13 protein-coding genes and 1 pseudogene are annotated in these 16,787 nt (G+C 46.8%); 9 read left to right on the forward strand and 5 right to left on the reverse strand.

What is annotated here, in order from left to right; all coding sequences use genetic code 11:
- From ACERC7_RS04785 to ACERC7_RS04810, 6 genes and pseudogenes are all read left to right on the forward strand, one after another.
- Positions 1-138: lipoate protein ligase C-terminal domain-containing protein (locus ACERC7_RS04785; RefSeq protein ID WP_373666308.1), on the forward strand; the 138-nt coding region annotated here is incomplete at its 5' end.
- 174 nt (positions 139-312) lie between these two features.
- Positions 313-1,065: a type II CAAX prenyl endopeptidase Rce1 family protein gene (locus tag ACERC7_RS04790; protein WP_373666282.1), complete on the forward strand. Its 753-nt coding sequence runs from the start codon at positions 313-315 to the stop codon at positions 1,063-1,065.
- Between the two features lie 172 nt (positions 1,066-1,237).
- Positions 1,238-2,143 (forward strand): polysaccharide deacetylase family protein, encoded by a 906-nt coding sequence (locus ACERC7_RS04795; RefSeq protein WP_373666284.1) that lies wholly within the window; start codon positions 1,238-1,240, stop codon positions 2,141-2,143.
- Between the two features lie 132 nt (positions 2,144-2,275).
- Positions 2,276-4,249 (forward strand): DNA mismatch repair endonuclease MutL, encoded by a 1,974-nt coding sequence (gene mutL / locus ACERC7_RS04800; RefSeq protein WP_373666285.1) that lies wholly within the window; start codon positions 2,276-2,278, stop codon positions 4,247-4,249.
- A 134-nt stretch (positions 4,250-4,383) separates the two neighbouring features.
- On the forward strand, positions 4,384-4,764 hold the full coding sequence (locus ACERC7_RS04805) for a helix-turn-helix domain-containing protein (RefSeq protein WP_373658329.1): 381 nt from the start codon (positions 4,384-4,386) through the stop codon (positions 4,762-4,764).
- Between the two features lie 3 nt (positions 4,765-4,767).
- Positions 4,768-5,424 (forward strand): annotated as a pseudogene (locus ACERC7_RS04810) (lysostaphin resistance A-like protein).
- Positions 5,425-5,487: 63 nt separating this feature from the next.
- On the opposite strand, the gene ACERC7_RS04815 reads toward ACERC7_RS04810, so the two are convergent.
- From ACERC7_RS04815 to mutS, 4 genes are all read right to left on the reverse strand, one after another.
- Positions 5,488-6,660, reverse strand: a complete 1,173-nt coding sequence (locus ACERC7_RS04815; protein WP_373666286.1) for an NAD(P)/FAD-dependent oxidoreductase — start codon at positions 6,658-6,660, stop codon at positions 5,488-5,490.
- A 215-nt stretch (positions 6,661-6,875) separates the two neighbouring features.
- Positions 6,876-7,082, reverse strand: coding sequence for a hypothetical protein (locus ACERC7_RS04820; protein ID WP_018368899.1), 207 nt, complete (start codon positions 7,080-7,082; stop codon positions 6,876-6,878).
- Between the two features lie 160 nt (positions 7,083-7,242).
- The gene (locus tag ACERC7_RS04825; RefSeq protein WP_373666287.1) at positions 7,243-7,467 is read right to left on the reverse strand and encodes a hypothetical protein; all 225 of its coding nucleotides are present in this window, start codon (positions 7,465-7,467) and stop codon (positions 7,243-7,245) included.
- Positions 7,468-7,498: 31 nt separating this feature from the next.
- On the reverse strand, positions 7,499-10,054 hold the full coding sequence (mutS, locus tag ACERC7_RS04830) for a DNA mismatch repair protein MutS (protein ID WP_373666309.1): 2,556 nt from the start codon (positions 10,052-10,054) through the stop codon (positions 7,499-7,501).
- Positions 10,055-10,180: 126 nt separating this feature from the next.
- Here mutS and argS point away from each other — a divergent pair, with 126 nt between their 5' ends.
- Together argS and tig are read left to right on the forward strand one after the other, a co-directional pair.
- The gene (gene argS / locus ACERC7_RS04835) at positions 10,181-11,872 is read left to right on the forward strand and encodes an arginine--tRNA ligase (protein ID WP_373666288.1); all 1,692 of its coding nucleotides are present in this window, start codon (positions 10,181-10,183) and stop codon (positions 11,870-11,872) included.
- 156 nt (positions 11,873-12,028) lie between these two features.
- The gene (gene tig / locus ACERC7_RS04840; protein WP_373666289.1) at positions 12,029-13,312 is read left to right on the forward strand and encodes a trigger factor; all 1,284 of its coding nucleotides are present in this window, start codon (positions 12,029-12,031) and stop codon (positions 13,310-13,312) included.
- A gap of 37 nt (positions 13,313-13,349) precedes the next feature.
- Here tig and ACERC7_RS04845 read toward each other — a convergent pair whose 3' ends face one another.
- Positions 13,350-14,777: a UDP-N-acetylmuramoyl-L-alanyl-D-glutamate--L-lysine ligase gene (locus tag ACERC7_RS04845; RefSeq protein ID WP_373666290.1), complete on the reverse strand. Its 1,428-nt coding sequence runs from the start codon at positions 14,775-14,777 to the stop codon at positions 13,350-13,352.
- Between the two features lie 139 nt (positions 14,778-14,916).
- On the opposite strand from ACERC7_RS04845, the gene ACERC7_RS04850 reads away from it, so the two are divergent.
- Complete coding sequence (locus ACERC7_RS04850; RefSeq protein ID WP_373666310.1) at positions 14,917-16,515, forward strand: oligosaccharide flippase family protein; 1,599 nt, start codon at positions 14,917-14,919, stop codon at positions 16,513-16,515.
- Positions 16,516-16,787: the final 272 nt, after the last annotated feature.

Consider the following 16,787-nt stretch of genomic DNA (forward strand, 5'->3'; position numbering starts at 1 on the left):
GTCAGCGATATCGAAGAGTTGCTGGTTGGCACCCGCTACGAGTATGCGGATGTCTTGGCCAAACTCCAAACCATCGACACGAGCCACTACTTCTCACGCATGACGACAGAAGAAGTTGCTAAAGCTATCGTTGCCTAAATTCTTTCACCAACCTCTGCTGTCAGTCGTGCAGCAGAGGTTTTGACTATTCTCCTTACACCTTATTTTAGGAAAATTTTAGGGAAAAAGATTAAACTGATGATGTTATACGGTGTTTTCAACTGATTTCTATTGTTGACACTAAATTAAATGCAACAGAAAGGAAGGTTTGACATGACCTTTACCACACTGAGACCAAAAGAGCCACTGAAGTATCTAAAGTGGTGGGATGTGGTTGTTTTGAGCCTTATCATGTTTGGCCGTTTTATTCAGGACTCCATGATGGCTTATATCAATTTAGACAACACAGCGACGGCGGAATTGCCAGAGTTTACCAGTGCAGTCAACTGGGCTGCTTTTTGGGGGCAGGTGCCTCTGCTATTGTTAGCATTTTTGTACCTCTGGTGGCGCAGATTTGATTTTTCAAGTTGGCCTATTAAAATCAACTTAAAATCCATTCTTTGGGGGATTTTACTCTTTATCGGCGTTGCTATCATTTTTGACCTTTATTTTATGGTGGCCTACAGTATTTTTCCACCTGAAGAGGCGCTGTCACAGTTCAGTGAGGCCGTTCAGTATAGTGCCTCAACCATGCACCCATTCATTGAAAAACTTCAGTCGATTGACTTATCTTTAGTGATTTATTCCTTGTTAAATGGTTTTTACGAAGAGATTTTCTTTTTGGGGATGTGTTTGAGCGTGGAATCCCAGCACCGTAAACCAATTTTCTTTTATTCCCTGATTGTTCGCTATGCCTTTCATACCTACCAAGGCAATATTTCCGCCTTGGCAATTGGTTTCATGCTTGGAACGATTTACTATTTGCTCTACACTCGGATGAAAGAGAAAAATCTTTTCCCATTTTTCTGGGCTCATGCCATCAGTGACATGTTAGGCGTAGGACTGTTGAGTTATTTCTTATTTTAGCTTTTGATACTATTATTAGGTTGTTTAAGTTTTCTTTAAGGTTCTGTGGGTATAATTATTCCATTCCTAAAACTTTTTCATAAATCTCCGCAAACGACCTGCTAGTTCTCTAGTGGGTTGTTTGTTTTATCTAGGGAGTGTATGCTATAATAAATAGAAAAAGGAGTGTATCATGCAACGTCGTTCACGGAAGTCGTCCTCTCAATCTGGCTTGATTGCTAGTTTATGTCTAGCTATAGTTGCCTTACTACTTGTTTTAGGCTTTTTAGGCAAACAAGTCTTTTTTGAACAAGCTGAACCACAAACGATAGCTCAGCAGCCATCTGTTAGCCAAACAGGGGAAGCAACGTCAACCAGTCGTCAAGAGGTATCGTCAACCTGGATCAAGCAGCAGGAGCCTGTCAAAATTCCTATCCTCATGTACCATGCCATTCACGATATGGCACCAGAGGAGGCGCACAACGCCAATCTGATTGTAGCACCTGACGTGTTTGAGAGCCACGTTAAGGCGCTGAAGGAAGCTGGTTATCACTTTTTGACACCTGCTGAGGCCTACCGTGCCTTAACCGAGAATGCTCTGCCAGCGAATGAAGTGGTTTGGCTGACCTTTGATGATAGCCTCTGGGACTTTCATGACGTAGCCTATCCCATTTTGCAAAAATACGGGGCCACAGCGACCAACAACGTTATCACAGGGCTAACGCAAGAACAGCAGGCTGGGCACCTTACCGAAGCGCAGCTCTTGGAGATGCAAGCAGCAGGCATGACCTTTGAGGGGCACACGGTGACGCACCCAGATCTTAGTGCTACAGGGGTTGATGGGCAAATAGCAGAGCTGACAGACAGTAAGACCTATCTCGATCAGCTGCTTCATCAGGAAACCACGACCATTGTCTACCCAGCAGGGCGATACAACGAAGACACGCTAGCAGTAGCTAGTCAGGCAGGCTATAAACTCGGTCTAACCACAAATGAAGGTCTAGCCAGTCTGTCTAACGGCTTATTAACCCTCAACCGAGTACGAATTTTACCGACCACCACAGCTGATGCTCTCTTGTCCTACATCAGCACCGAGTAACAGCATAACACAAACCGTTTGACCTGTCAGAGCAGGCAGTGTCTCATCAGGACATCAGCGATGCTGATGTCTTTTTGTGATGAGCGCCGTTTGTGATATAATGAAATTAAGAACAGACAAAGAGAGAAATTTATGTCAAAAATTATTGAATTACCAGAAGTCCTAGCCAACCAAATTGCTGCAGGTGAGGTGGTTGAGCGCCCAGCTAGTGTGGTTAAAGAGCTGGTTGAAAATGCTATTGATGCAGGCAGCAGTCAAATTACTATCACCATTGAAGAGGGCGGGCTCAAACTGATCCAGATAACTGACAACGGAGAAGGAATGGTGCCAGAAGATGTACCTTTGAGTTTACGTCGACATGCCACCAGTAAAATCAAAAACCAAGGCGACCTCTTTCGTATCCGAACACTAGGGTTTCGGGGTGAAGCCATGCCCTCGATTGCCTCAGTCAGTCTGATGACCATCGAAACCCAGTCCGCAGAAGCAGAGCACGGTCTTAAACTGGTGGCCAATGGTGGTGTTATTGAGCAACAAGAGATTATTTCTCGTCCTGTTGGCACGCAAATCACGGTGGAAAATCTCTTTTTCAACACCCCTGCCAGGCTCAAATACCTGAAAAGTTTACAGGCAGAGACCTCAAGCGTCATCGATGTGGTTAACCGCCTCAGTCTGGGACACCCAGAAGTGGCCTTTACCCTAATCAGTGATGGGCGTGAGTTGACCAAGACTGCTGGGACAGGCGACCTACGCCAAGCCATCGCTGGCATCTACGGTCTGGGAACAGCACGCAAGATGATTGAGATTTCAGCCAGTGACTTGGATTTTGAAGTGTCGGGCTATGTCAGTCTGCCGGAGTTAACGCGTGCCAATCGCAACTACATCACCTTGCTGATCAATGGGCGCTATATCAAGAACTTTTTGCTCAGTCGTGCAATTTTAGATGGCTACGGGAGCAAGCTGATGGTGGGACGATTTCCGATTGCAGTGATTGACATTCAGATTGATCCTTATTTGGCGGATGTCAATGTCCATCCGACCAAGCAGGAGGTGCGGATTTCTAAGGAAAAAGAGCTGATGGCACTGCTTAAGCAAGCTATCGTAGCTAGTCTGAAAGAGCAAACCTTGATTCCAGATGCCTTGGAAAATCTAGCTAAATCCAGTGTTAAACGAGCTGAAAAGCCGGTTCAAACCAGTCTCAGTTTCAAGCAGACCAACCTCTACTATGACACAGAAAAGCAGGACTTTTTCCTCAAAGATCAGCCCCAATCAGTGGTGGTTGAGGAGCAGGTTGACAATCTTGTCAAGATGGTTGACAGCCCTGGTCCGACGGCTAGCTCTGCTATTTGCCCAGAAACTGAGCAAAGACCAGCCAGTGTGCAGTTTGCCCAGAGGGAGGCAGTTAATCTAGAGGACGGGGAACATGGCTGGCAGGCGGATCGCAAGAAACTGTCGCGCTTGGTGGCTAACTTGGAGCAGGAGGAACGGTCGAGCTTTCCAGAGTTGGAGTATTTCGGGCAGATGCACGGGACCTACCTCTTTGCACAAGGGCAAGGCGGGCTCTACATCATCGACCAGCACGCCGCTCAGGAGCGAGTGAAGTACGAGTATTATCGGGACAAGATTGCCGAAGTTGACAGCTCGCTCCAGCAGCTCTTAGTCCCTTATCTCTTTGAGTTTTCATCCAGTGATTTTTTGACCTTGCAGGCAAAGGCAGAGCTACTACAGGAAGTTGGCGTCAACCTCGAGCCTTACGGACAGAACACCTTTATCCTACGTGAGCACCCTATCTGGATGAAGGAAGAGGAAATCGAAAGCGGCGTCTATGAAATGTGTGACATGCTGCTGTTGACCAATCAGGTCTCCATCAAGCAGTACCGAGCAGAATTGGCCATCATGATGTCCTGCAAACGCAGCATCAAGGCCAATCACAAGCTAGACGACTACTCCGCACGGGACTTGCTGGTACAGCTCGCCCAATGTGACAATCCTTACAACTGCCCTCACGGTCGTCCTGTCCTTGTCAACTTTAGCAAGTCAGACATGGAAAAAATGTTCCGCCGCATTCAGGAAAACCACACCAGCTTACGTGAGTTAGGGAAATATTAGGTTGACAGACTTGTCAACTTGAAGGTGCTAGCAACAGCATGTTCAAGACCTTTAACACAGCAAACAGGCTCATGTCAACAGATCTTGACTAGGCATGGCGCGCTTAATCTGTTACCTTTAGGGAGGATAAATCAATGACCATCGGGGAGCGTTTGAAGTCTCTACGACAAGAAAAGGGCTATACCCAAGACCAATTAGCCCAACTGCTGTTGCTGTCTCGTCAGACCATCATCAATTGGGAAAAAGATCGGACAGTACCGGATAGCGATAATTTGGCTCGCTTGTCAGCATTTTATGGTATTTCGGTAGATGAACTGCTAGGTCTGGCTAAGGACGCGTTGCCGTTAGCTCAGCCAACTCGTCGGCATCTCTGGCGGTACCTGACGCTCTTATCAATTCTCTTGTTGGGGAGTTTGGTTGCTATCAAGGGCATGCCACTCTTTTCTCTAACGCTGTTCGGGCTTCTACTCTTTTACGTTTGGTCGGAGATTTATCACACTAAACAAAAGAGGTGACCTATGTCTCATAACCGCTCTCTCGTTCCTATTGGCTACCTGCTGCTCTATCTGTTTCTCATCAAGGGAAAACTTCTGAGTGCCATTTTTCCGCATGGTGTCCATATCTTCGCGTCTTATGGCGTCTTAGCGTTCCTTGCGGCCTATCTCTTTCGGCAAGAGTTAAGGCAGTCTTTCCAAAAAGTGACCTCACTGGGCTGGAAAATCCTGTGGTGGTTGCTAGGTGCTTATGTTGCTGTGGTTTTATTGGGCACGCTCGGTGTGTTGCTGAGTGACACCTTGCTGAGCCTATTTGGATTAAGTGGCTATCAGTTGCAAAATGATACGGCAATAACGCAGGTCCTGAATCGGTTTCCAAAAGTTTTGATTTTATTAGTGTTAGGGGTATTGGGTCCCTTTGTCGAAGAAGTGGTTTATCGCCATATTATTTTTGGGTGGTGTCAGAAAGTCATGCCCTATGCTCTATCGCTAAGTGTTCAGGCCTTGTTATTCGGAATGATTCACATGCATCAGCTGAGTTGAGCAGAGCTGTTCAGTGTTCTTCCTCATGCCATGAGTGGTCTAGTTTTGGGTTATCTCTATAACAAGGGACAAGGGGTCTGGCTGCCTTGGTACTTGCACAGTTTTGAAAATTTGTCTGCCTTTCTGGGAAGTTTTTAAGTCATAAGTCGTGCGGAAAAAGAATGGAAAGTAAAAAGCGTCAGTCGACGCTTTTTGTTCAGTCTAAAAGTGTAAACTGCCAGCCACCCAGCCACCGCAGAGGGCTGCAGTGATGTTAAAGCCGCCCGTGTGGGCGTTGATATCCAGCACCTCACCGACAAAATGAAGCCCAGGCACCTGTTTGCTCTCTAGGGTCTTGGGGTTAATTTCTCTCAGGTCAACGCCGCCCTTGGTCACAAAGGACTTGGCTAGGCTCATCTTGCCTGTAACAGGGATAGGCAGGTGTTTGAGACGATTGAGCAGTTCCTCGCGCTCTTTGTGCGTTAACTGTTTGACCTTTTCAGAAAATGGCTGAGCGATAAAGTCCGCCATCCGTTCTGGCAGGAGGGATTTCAGGGCATTTTTCAGGGATTTTTCACGCTCGCGCTCCAGATAGGTCTCAAGCTCAGATCGGCTATGGTCAGGTAAAACATCCAAATAAATGGTCTCACCTCCCTTAACAAAGGAGGATAGGCGCAGAGCAGCAGGTCCCGACAGGCCAAAATGAGTAAAGAGCAAATCGTGGGTGATGACGTGTTTGCCGTAGGATAAGGTCACCTCGTCCAAGGAGATACCTTGCAAGGCCTTGTGGGGAAAGTCTGTGAGTAAGGGGCTTTCAGCCGCCTCGAGCGCTGTGACTGCTAGCTTGAAGTGCCTAGCGATGTCATGGCCAAAGCCTGTTGAGCCTGTTGAAGGATAGGATTTGCCCCCTGTTGCGACGATAAGGCGATCACAGGTCAGTTGCTCATCTGCTGATTTGACCTGAAAGGTGCCATCACTTTTTTTCACCGAGACGACCTCAAACTGGGTTCGCACCTGTCCGCCCAGCTCTGCGATTTTTCCAACCAAGCAATCAATGATGGTCTTGGATTTGTCCGTGACTGGGAACATGCGACCATGGTCTTCCTCCTTGAGTTTGACCCCATTGTCCTCAAAAAAGCGAATCAAATCATGGTTGTCAAACTGGGAGAAAACACTGTACAAGAAGCGCCCGTTGCCTGGAATGCCTGCGATGAGGTCTTCTAAGGTTCCGTTGTTGGTCACGTTGCACCGACCGCCGCCTGTGCCAGAGAGTTTCTTGCCAAGTTTTCTGTTTTTATCAACCAGTAATGTCTTCTGTCCGTAGTAGCTGGAGGAAATGGCGGCCATCATGCCAGCAGATCCTCCGCCAATAACGATTGTGTCATAATGTGTCATAGGTTTATTGTACCATAGTGCATACAGAAAGTTGCTTATTTTATCTTAACCATAAGGGTTACCACTTTGATTGACGACAGCAGTGATGGTTTGACTGCTGCACGGCTTGTTTCCATTAGCTTTCGGTAGTCAAAAAAGATGACGCAGATCATGTGTGATAGTCCATCTCCTAGTTTCAACGCAAAAAATCGAGGAGCAAGCAGCCTCGATTTTGTTTATTTTTTGCTGTAGTCGTCATAAAATTCATCATAAAATTTGTTGTACAGAGATCTTATCACGATGACGCCATGAAATAAAAAGAGAAAAAATCCGTAAAACAAGGTCGCCTGTAAGGAAAATTGTTCTTTGTAATAGAGAGCGCTGACGACAACTAAGTCAACGAAAAATAGTTGCAGTACTGCTTGATTTAGAATTTTTTTCATCCTATAACCTCCTTGAAAATGTGCCAGAAATGTTATCGCTTGCATATTATCTATCTTTATTTTATCACAAAAGTGGCAAAAAATCGATTGACAAGAAAGTCAGGATAGCTTAACGTCTAACTAATATCAAGGTTTTGTACAGGTAGCGAAGTGGATAGGTTTACTTCCCAAACCTTTCCTCTTCAGCAGGGACGAGTTTATCTTTGATTAAGGTCGAGACGCTTTCCCAAGAATAAATCATCGCGCTGACGGTCAGAAGAAGGAGGGCACTTTTTATCCAATTCTCCCCATGTCTGAGAGCAGAAATGAGACTGCCGATACAGATTCCTGCTGCCAGCCAGAGGGCATTGAGGGTGTAACGTAAGCGTCTATCTAATTTTTTCATCTTGTCTCCTTTTGTTGTCGTAGCTTGTGGCTTATAGTAAGTTTTTGAGTTCATAGAGAGCATTCATGGCTTCCATAGGGGTCATGGTCATGACATCCATGTTTTTGAGCTTGGCTTCGATTAGAGAATCATGTCCTTGCTCAAAGAGGTCTAATTGCCCAGTGGTCTCTTTCTGCTCTCTGGTACCGTGTTTGTCTGCTCGGCTATTGTCCGATAGCGCAGGCGAAGCCGTCTCCAAGTCATGAAGGACCCTCTCCGCCCGAGATAGGAGACTGGTCGGGAGTCCAGCGATTTTGGCAACGTGTATACCGTAGGACTTGTCGGCAGGACCGTCTGCGATTTTATGGAGAAAGGTCACCTCGCCGTCTTTTTCCAGAGTAGTCACGTGAACGTTGACGAGGTGAGGCAGGGTGTCGGCTAGACTGGTGAGCTCGTGATAGTGAGTGGCAAAGAGGGTCTTTGCACCGATATGGTCATGAAGATGTTCGATGATGGATTGCGCTAGCGCCATGCCATCATAGGTAGCCGTGCCTCGACCGAGTTCGTCAAAGAGAATGAGTGACCGGTCACTGGCACGCCTGATGGCTTGATTGGCTTCCATCATTTCCACCATAAAGGTCGATTGCCCTGAAATCAAGTCATCAGAAGCACCAATACGTGTGAAAATAGCGTCAAAGAGTGGCAGGTCACAGCTCTCAGCTGCGACATAAGCTCCCATTTGCGCCATAATGACAGTGAGCGCTAGCTGCCTCATATAGGTAGACTTACCTGCCATATTGGGTCCCGTGATGAGCTGAATGGCTGTGGTCTGGTCAAGGTGAATCGAATTTGGCACATAAACCTGCTTGCCCATGACTTTCTCAACGACGGCATGTCGACCGTCAATGATGGCAATGCGAGCCTCTTGGTTAAAGGTCGGTCTGATGTAGTGATTGGTTTCTGCCACAGTCGCAAGGCTTTGAAGCACATCAACCTCGGCTAAGGTTTTGGCCAGGCTCTGCAAACGCCCAATGTAGGTCTCGACTTGCTGCCTGATACGCATGAAAATATCGTACTCCAGGCTGGCAGACTGCTCTCTGGCTTCCAGCATCTCACCCTCGATTTTGGCAAGTTCTGCTGTACCGAAGCGTTCGGAATTTTTCAGGGTCGCCTTACGGTAAAAATGGTCTGGAACATGGCTGAGCTGTGAGTTGGTCACATGGAAGTAATAGCCATCTTTGCGATTATAATCGATTTTTAGGTTGCTAATACCTGAGTTGGCGCGTTCTTTGGCTTCAATGTCTGCAATCCATCCAGTCCCTTCGCGGATGACCTTGCGGTAGCGATCCAGTTGCTCGTCAAAGCCTGTTTTGATGATGTTGCCTTCGGTTATCGTATTGGGGGCGTCAGGGTCAATAGCAGAGCTGATGAGGCTTTCTAACTCTGGCAGGCTGTCTAGACGTGTCACCAAGTCTTCCAGACAAGAAGCCCCAAAGCTTGTCAGAATTGCACGGATATAGGGCACCTGAGCCAGGGTCTGTCCCAGCTGTAGCAGGTCACGAGGGTTGGCCTTGCCAAAAGAGACTCGACTAGCCAGTCGCTCAATATCATAAACCCCACGGAAACTGTCGGTTAGATCATGACGCGTGATAAAGTCATCTAAGAAGGTCTGGATAATCTCTTGCCGATTGGTGATAGCAGTCAAGTTAATCAGGGGACGGTCTATCCATGCACGCAAGAGCCTTGTTCCCATGGCAGTCTTGGTGGCATCTAAGAGCCAAAATAAGCTCCCTTGTTTCTTATGTGTCCGACTGTTTTCCAGCAGGTCAAGGCTGGTCTTGGTCGCGTAACTCATCTGGAGATAGTCTTTTGTTTCGTAATGCACAAGAGGTTGCAGGTGCGTGAGTTCCCGTTTTTGGGTATTTTGGAGGTATTGGAGCAACTTGCCCGCAGCAGAGCGTTCAACAGCTGATAATTGCTGGTCTAATAAATGATCGGCTGTGCCCTCTGTTTTTTCCTCTGACAGGAGGAGATTGAGTTGCTTGGTCAGCAGTTGCTCTTCTGTGTTTGACAAATCATAGCCGATAACGACTTCTCTAGCTCTCAAGGTTTGGATTTCGCTGCAGATTGCCGTAAAATCACTGAGCTGGGTTGCAAAAAATTCGCCAGTAGAAACGTCCATATAAGCCAGCCCGAATTTGCCTGCAAGCCGATCGATGGCAACAAGGAAGTTATTGGCGGCGTCTGGCTTGGTCATATCAACCGCCGTGCCTGGGGTGATGACCTGAACGACATCTCTTTTGACCACACCAACAGCAGACTTAGGGTCTTCTAACTGCTCGGCTATGGCTACCTTATACCCTAAATCAATCAAGACATCAATGTACTGCTGGGCAGAATGATGGGGCACGCCAGCCATGGGAATAGGATGTTCAGCATTTTTGTTGCGGCTGGTCAAGTTGAGTTCTAAGAGTTGAGCAGCCTTGACAGCATCCTCGTAGAAAAGTTCATAGAAATCCCCCATGCGAAAGAGTAAAAAGGCATCAGGGTATTGAGCCTTGATGTCTAAATACTGTTGCATACCAGGGGAAATTTTTTCTTTAGACATGGTCACCTCCGTCAGTTCATTTTTTCCAGTATAGCAAAAATCACGATTTTTTTCAGCCTTTTTCATCTTTGCCTTAGCTTTATTTTGTGGTAAAATAAAAGGAAAAATAATTTTTGGAGACAGATTATGACTGCAAAACAACTCATCGCTCAAGAGCTGGCCAAGCATATTGACCAGTTGGACGAGCAGGCCATCGCTAACCTCTTAGAAAAACCAAAGCATGCGAGTATGGGAGACTTGGCCTTTCCGACCTTCAGTTTGGCTAAGGCTCTTCGTCAGGCACCGCAGGCTATTGCCAGCGACATCGCCGAGCAGATTGACAAGACACAGTTTGATAAGGTTGAAGCAGTTGGTCCATACCTTAACTTTTTCTTGGATAAACGACAGATTTCAGCAGAAGTGTTGTCAGAGGTCATCGCAGCGGGTGAACGTTATGGTGACCAGGCTATTGGGGCAGGACAGACCGTCGCGATTGACTTATCTAGTCCCAACATCGCTAAGCCATTTTCTATCGGACATCTACGCTCGACCGTTATCGGGGATAGTTTGGCTAAGATTTTCCAAAAAATTGGTTACAAAACTGTCCGTATCAACCACCTCGGTGACTGGGGCAAGCAGTTTGGTCTGCTCATTGTGGCTTATAAAAAATGGGGCAATGAAGAAGCAGTGAAAGCGAACCCGATTGCCGAGTTGCTAAAACTTTACGTTCGGATCAACGATGAGGCCAAGGCTGACCCTAGTCTTGACCAAGAAGGTCGGGACTGGTTCCTCAAACTGGAAAACGGCGACCAAGAAGCGCTCGAACTCTGGCAATGGTTCCGCGATGAGAGTTTGGTGGAGTTCAACCGTATCTATGCGGAACTGGGGGTTCAATTTGATAGCCTCAATGGTGAAGCCTTTTACAATGACAAGATGGACGAAGTGGTTGACCTGCTGGAAAGCAAGGGCTTATTGCAGCTCTCAAATGGTGCTCAGGTAGTCGATTTGACCAAGTACAGCATCGAACACCCTGCCTTGATTAAAAAATCAGATGGTGCTACGCTTTACATCACCCGTGACTTGGCAGCGGCGTTTTACCGCAAGCGCACCTACGATTTTGCTAAGAGCATCTATGTGGTCGGTCAGGAGCAGTCTGCCCACTTCAAGCAGCTCAAAGCTGTGCTTAATGAAATGGGTTATGCTTGGCACCAGGATGTTGAGCATGTGTCCTTTGGTTTGGTGACCAAGGGTGGTCAGAAGCTCTCGACCCGTAAGGGCAACGTGATTTTGCTTGAGCCAACCATCGCAGAAGCTGTCAGCCGAGCTAAGGCGCAGATTGAGGCGAAAAACCCTCATCTGGCCAACAAAGATGCTGTGGCTCATGCTGTTGGTGTCGGTGCAATCAAGTTCTACGATCTCAAAACTGACCGTAACAATGGTTATGATTTTGATTTAGAAGCCATGGTATCTTTTGAAGGAGAAACGGGTCCCTATGTTCAGTATGCCCATGCTCGGATTCAATCAATCCTGAGAAAGGCTGATTTTCAACCAGCAGCAGGAGCTTCTTACAGCTTAGATGATGCGGATGCTTGGGAGATTATCAAACTCTTGCAGGAATTTCCAGCCACCATCACACGGGCAGCTGATAAGCTAACGCCTGACGTCATTGCTAAGTTTGCAATCAATCTCGCTCAGAGCTTTAACAAGTACTATGCCCACACTCGGATTTTGGACGATAGCCCAGAACGAGATAGCCGCCTAGCGCTCAGCTATGCAACCGCTATCGTGCTTAAGCAAGCCCTCGCCTTGCTCGGTGTTGAAGCACCAGATGAAATGTAAGAAATTTTGCATGGTTATAGGTTTATTGTTCGGATAGTCCTGTTAACAGCTCATAAGGACTGACGAAAAAATTCTTCTAACCAGTAAAAATAGTTCCACATTTGCCTAAAATATGGTAAAATAGGCTGTATATTATTTTTTAAGGAGTGTGACAGCATGTCTGCAACATTTGAAAACAAAACAACCAACCGTGGTGTGATCACTTTCACCATCGGTCAGGAGCAAATCAAGCCAGCTCTTGACAAGGCGTTCAATAAAATCAAGAAAAATCTTAACGCCCCAGGTTTCCGTAAAGGAAACATTCCACGTGCCGTCTTCAACCAACGTTTTGGTGAAGAAGCTCTCTACGAGGAAGCTCTTAACAGCATCTTGCCTAGCGCTTATGAGGCTGCTGTTGCGGAGCTTGGTTTGGACGTGGTTGCCCAACCAAAAATCGATATCGCTTCTATGGAAAAAGGTCAAGACTGGACCATCACAGCTGAAGTGGTGACGAAGCCAGAAGTAAAACTTGGTGACTACAAAAACTTGGCTGTCGACGTCACTGAAACCAAAGAAGTAACTGACGAAGAAGTAGATGCTAAAATCGAGCGTGCGCGTCAAAACTTGGCTGAATTGGTCGTTAAAGACGGTGCGGCTGAGGACGGAGACACTGTTGTTATCGACTTCGTTGGTTCTGTTGATGGTGTTGAGTTTGACGGTGGTAAAGGTGAGAACTTCTCACTAGAGCTTGGTAGCGGTCAATTTATCCCAGGCTTCGAAGACCAGTTGGTTGGTAGCAAGGCTGGTGAGACGGTCAATGTTAACGTGACTTTCCCAGAAAACTATCAGGCAGAAGATTTAGCTGGCAAAGACGCCCTCTTTGTCACAACTGTCCATGAAGTCAAAGCTAAAGAAGTTCCTGCCCTTGATGATGAATTGGCAAAAGACATCGACGAAGATGTTGAGACTCTTGACGACTTAAAAGCGAAGTATCGCAAAGATTTGGAAGCTGAAAAAGCTGTTGCTTATGACGATGCGGTCGAAGGGGCTGCGCTCGAACTCGCTGTCGCTAATGCAGAAATCGTTGACCTCCCAGAAGAAATGGTTCACGACGAAGTTCACCGTGCCATGAACGAGTTTATGGGCAACATGCAACGCCAAGGTATTTCACCAGACATGTACTTCCAGTTGACAGGAACAACACAAGATGACCTTCACAAACAATTTGAAGGTGATGCTGAAAAACGTACTCGTACAAATCTTGTTATCGAAGCGATTGCTAAAGCAGAGGGCTTTGAGGCGACTGATGAAGAAATCGAAAAAGAAATCAACGATTTGGCAACAGAATACAACATGCCAGTTGAACAAGTGCGTAGCCTCCTTTCACCAGAGATGCTCAAGCACGATGTTGCGATGAAAAAAGCAGTTGAAGTGATCACCAGCACAGCAACTGTCAAATAAATTTAAAAAATCCGTCCCCTTGGGCGGATTTTTTATCTTACAAGTTCTGATTGGCAATCTCCCAGTCCCCTTGGTAAGGGACTTTTTGATCATTGATGATTTGGTAGGCATCCCTGCCTTTGCCAGCGATGATAACAGCATCCTGACTGGTTTTGGTTTGTGAGAGAGCAAGTCGGATAGCTGCTTCACGATCCACTTCGATGGTGACAGGACGGTTAATGTGACCAGCGATTTCTTGGCAGATGGCAAAAGGATCTTCTCGGTTGGGGTCATCTGCCGTTAAAATAATCTGTAGTTCAGGGTAGTGATTGATGACGCGTCCAAAATCGGCACGGCGACTTTCAGCCTTATTGCCTGTCGAGCCGATAATGAGAAAGACCTGTCCTGTTTGGGCAGTCGTTACCACCTTGATGAGCTTGTCGAGGCTGTCACCGTTGTGAGCATAGTCAACAAAAACCTTGGCACCGTTCGTTTGAGTTAGAATCTCCATCCGACCTGGCACGGTGGTTTGAGCGATGCCTAACCTAATGTCAGTTAAGCTTGCCCCTAATCGTAGACAGGCTAATCCAGCAGCGATAGCATTGTCTTGGTTGAAATCCCCCAGCAGTTGGATACTGTACTGTCCAGCTAATTTTCCTGTCGCTGTAAAGTCAAAGGCAGATGAGGTCACGACACGGTTATCAGAACCCTTACCGTAGGTGTCAAGGTCTTTACCTGCTACTTGTTCGAGCACTACAGTGGCATGGTCCATGCCTGCGTTGACAATGACCGCTCGGCTATTGTCCAATAAGAGCCTCTTGTGAGCAAAATAGTCCTCAAAATTCGGGTGCTCAATGGGGCTGATGTGGTCGGGCGTGATGTTGAGAAAGACCCCAACATCAAAGGTTAGTCCGTAGACCCGCTTGGTCAGATAGGCTTGGCTGGACACCTCCATGATGAGGTGGGAGCGACCGTTTTGGACCGCTTCAGCCATCATGGCAAAGAGGTCCAAACTCTCTGGCGTGGTCAGCTGGGACTTGAAAAAGGTCTCGCCGTCTAGGGTTGTGCTCATGGTTGACAGCAGGGCGGGTTTGTGGCTTTGGCGCAAGATATGGTAGGCAAAGTAGGCAGCAGTGGTCTTGCCCTTAGTGCCCGTAAAGCCCAACAGTTTCAGCTTATCTTGAGGGTTGTCGTAAAAGCGCATAGCGATCAGGCTCATGGCGCGTTTGACGTCTTTGACGACAATAGCAGAGCAGGCAACATCGTAGGTTTTTTCTGCCACATAATAGGTCAGACCAGCTTGAACAGCCTGCTCCAGATAAACAGGGGCAAAGCCAGCACCCTTGACGAAAAAGAGGGTATCTGCATCGACCTGACGGCTGTCGTAGCTGAGTTTGGTAAAACTGGTGTCAGCCCAGCTAGGAGCGAGAGTGACAAGGTTGTCATCTGCTTTCAATATCTCAAAAATCTCTAATAGGTTTATCATACCTCTATTGTAAACCCAAAGCTGGCATTTTACAAGTGACAGGTAAAAGTTTATAATGAAAAGATAGACTATAGAAAGATTGGGATAACACGTGGTAGAAGAAAACAGTCAAACAAACCAGCTCAGCCGAGAAGAGAAGATGTTGCGAGGGACAGCCTGGTTGACCTTTGCTAACATTGCAGGGCGTTTGCTAGGCGCGGTTTATATCATTCCTTGGTATGTGTGGATGGGCAAAGTCGCACCTCAAGCCAATGCTCTCTACGGCATGGGCTACACCCTGTACGCGACGTTTCTGGTCTTATCGACGACGGGCATTAACACGGCGATTTCAAAACAGATTGCCAAGTACAATGCGGTTAATCAAGAAGATAAGGGCATTGGACTAGCGAAACAATTTATCGGCATCATGCTCTTGTCGGGGCTTATTTTCGCCTCTATTTTGTACCTTGGGGCACCGGTCTTATCACGGTTGTCAGGCGCAGAACAGACTTTAGTTCCTGTGCTTAGAAGCTTGACTTTGGCTGTTCTGGTCTTTCCGATGATGAGTGTGTGTCGAGGTATTTTTCAGGGTTATCACCATGTTAAACCAAATGCTCTGAGTCAGTTAGCAGAACAGCTTATCCGTGTCATTTGGATGCTGTTGACCACCTTTTACATCATGAAAATGGGGTCAAAAGACTACGTGTCAGCTGTCACCCAATCGACATTTGCTGCCTTTGTTGGCATGTTAGCTAGCTTTGCTGTGTTGGGGTATTACTTTTGGCAGTCTGGGCTCTTGAGTAAATTCCTGAAAGCATCGCCAATTAAGGTGCAGTATCAGGAAAGTTTGCAACTCATCAAAGAAACGTTTCGGACAGCGATTCCGATGATTTTGACAGGAGTTGCCATTCAGCTGTACCAGTTAATCGATCAAGCAACCTTTGTTAACGTTTTGTCATTCCTCACGGAAGATAGTAAGGAGCGCCTGACCGTCATTTATGCCTACCTATCTGCCAATCCCAATAAGATAGTTATGCTGATTGTGGCGGTAGCGATTACGATTGGTGATGTCGGCATCCCATTATTGACGGAGAGCCACATCAAGGGAGATAAGCGCGGGGTTGCTCGTCTGATGCTCAATGGTTTTCAAATGCTGACAGTCTTTGCTCTGCCTGCATTGATGGGGGCTATTCTACTGGCAGAACCACTTTACGTTGTCTTCTATAACCCGTCAGAAAATCTCGCCATAGGCTTGTTTATCGCGACACTTGCCCAGACCTTCTTGCAGTGTGCCTATTTTGCCCTATCACCGGTCCTACATGCGGTCAATGAAAGCCGGGCGGCAGTCCGCTATTTCTACTATGGTGTGGTGGTGAAGTTGCTCACTCAACTGCCCTTATTATTCCTGTTTCAGGCTTATGGGCCAGTGTTATCAACAGCTTTAGCCCTGTTAGTCCCATCAATCCTCTTCTATCGTCACTTGCGTGCGGTTACTCAGTTTAATCCCAACATTTTAGTTAGAGATACTGCCCTCATCGCTCGCAATACCCTGCTCATGTGTGTGCCTGTTTTTGTCATTTATTGGGGCTTGAGTTTGGTTATCCAACCGTCTAGCCGTTTACTGGCGACTGTTCACCTTGTTGTTGGTGCAAGTGTAGGAATGATGGTCTATGGGTATCTATCTCTCAAAACACGCAGCCTCGATAAGTTGCTAGGTCAACGCGCCCAACGTTTAAGGGACATTTGCCGGATTCGTTAACGCTTAAAGCGGTTTAGACAGCTGTGTTAAACAATGAAGTAATCGCGCGGCATAAAAATCGAATAAATAATAAGACTGTGAGAAAAAGGCATAAGGTCAAGGGTGAGGACTTGATCTTATGCGCTTTTTGTTATGATTGAAATTCTCTTGTATCGTTATCAGTGCTATTTAATCCTTATGGGTAGCTAACTTGGTTTTTTAGACGATCGTCTAGTGTTGTTGTCTTTGTTGCTGTTTCAAAAACTACTTCTAAAGAACGGCTAACGGTGATG

Source organism: Streptococcus sp. E17BB (assembly GCF_041807725.1).
Classification (GTDB): domain Bacteria; phylum Bacillota; class Bacilli; order Lactobacillales; family Streptococcaceae; genus Streptococcus; species Streptococcus entericus.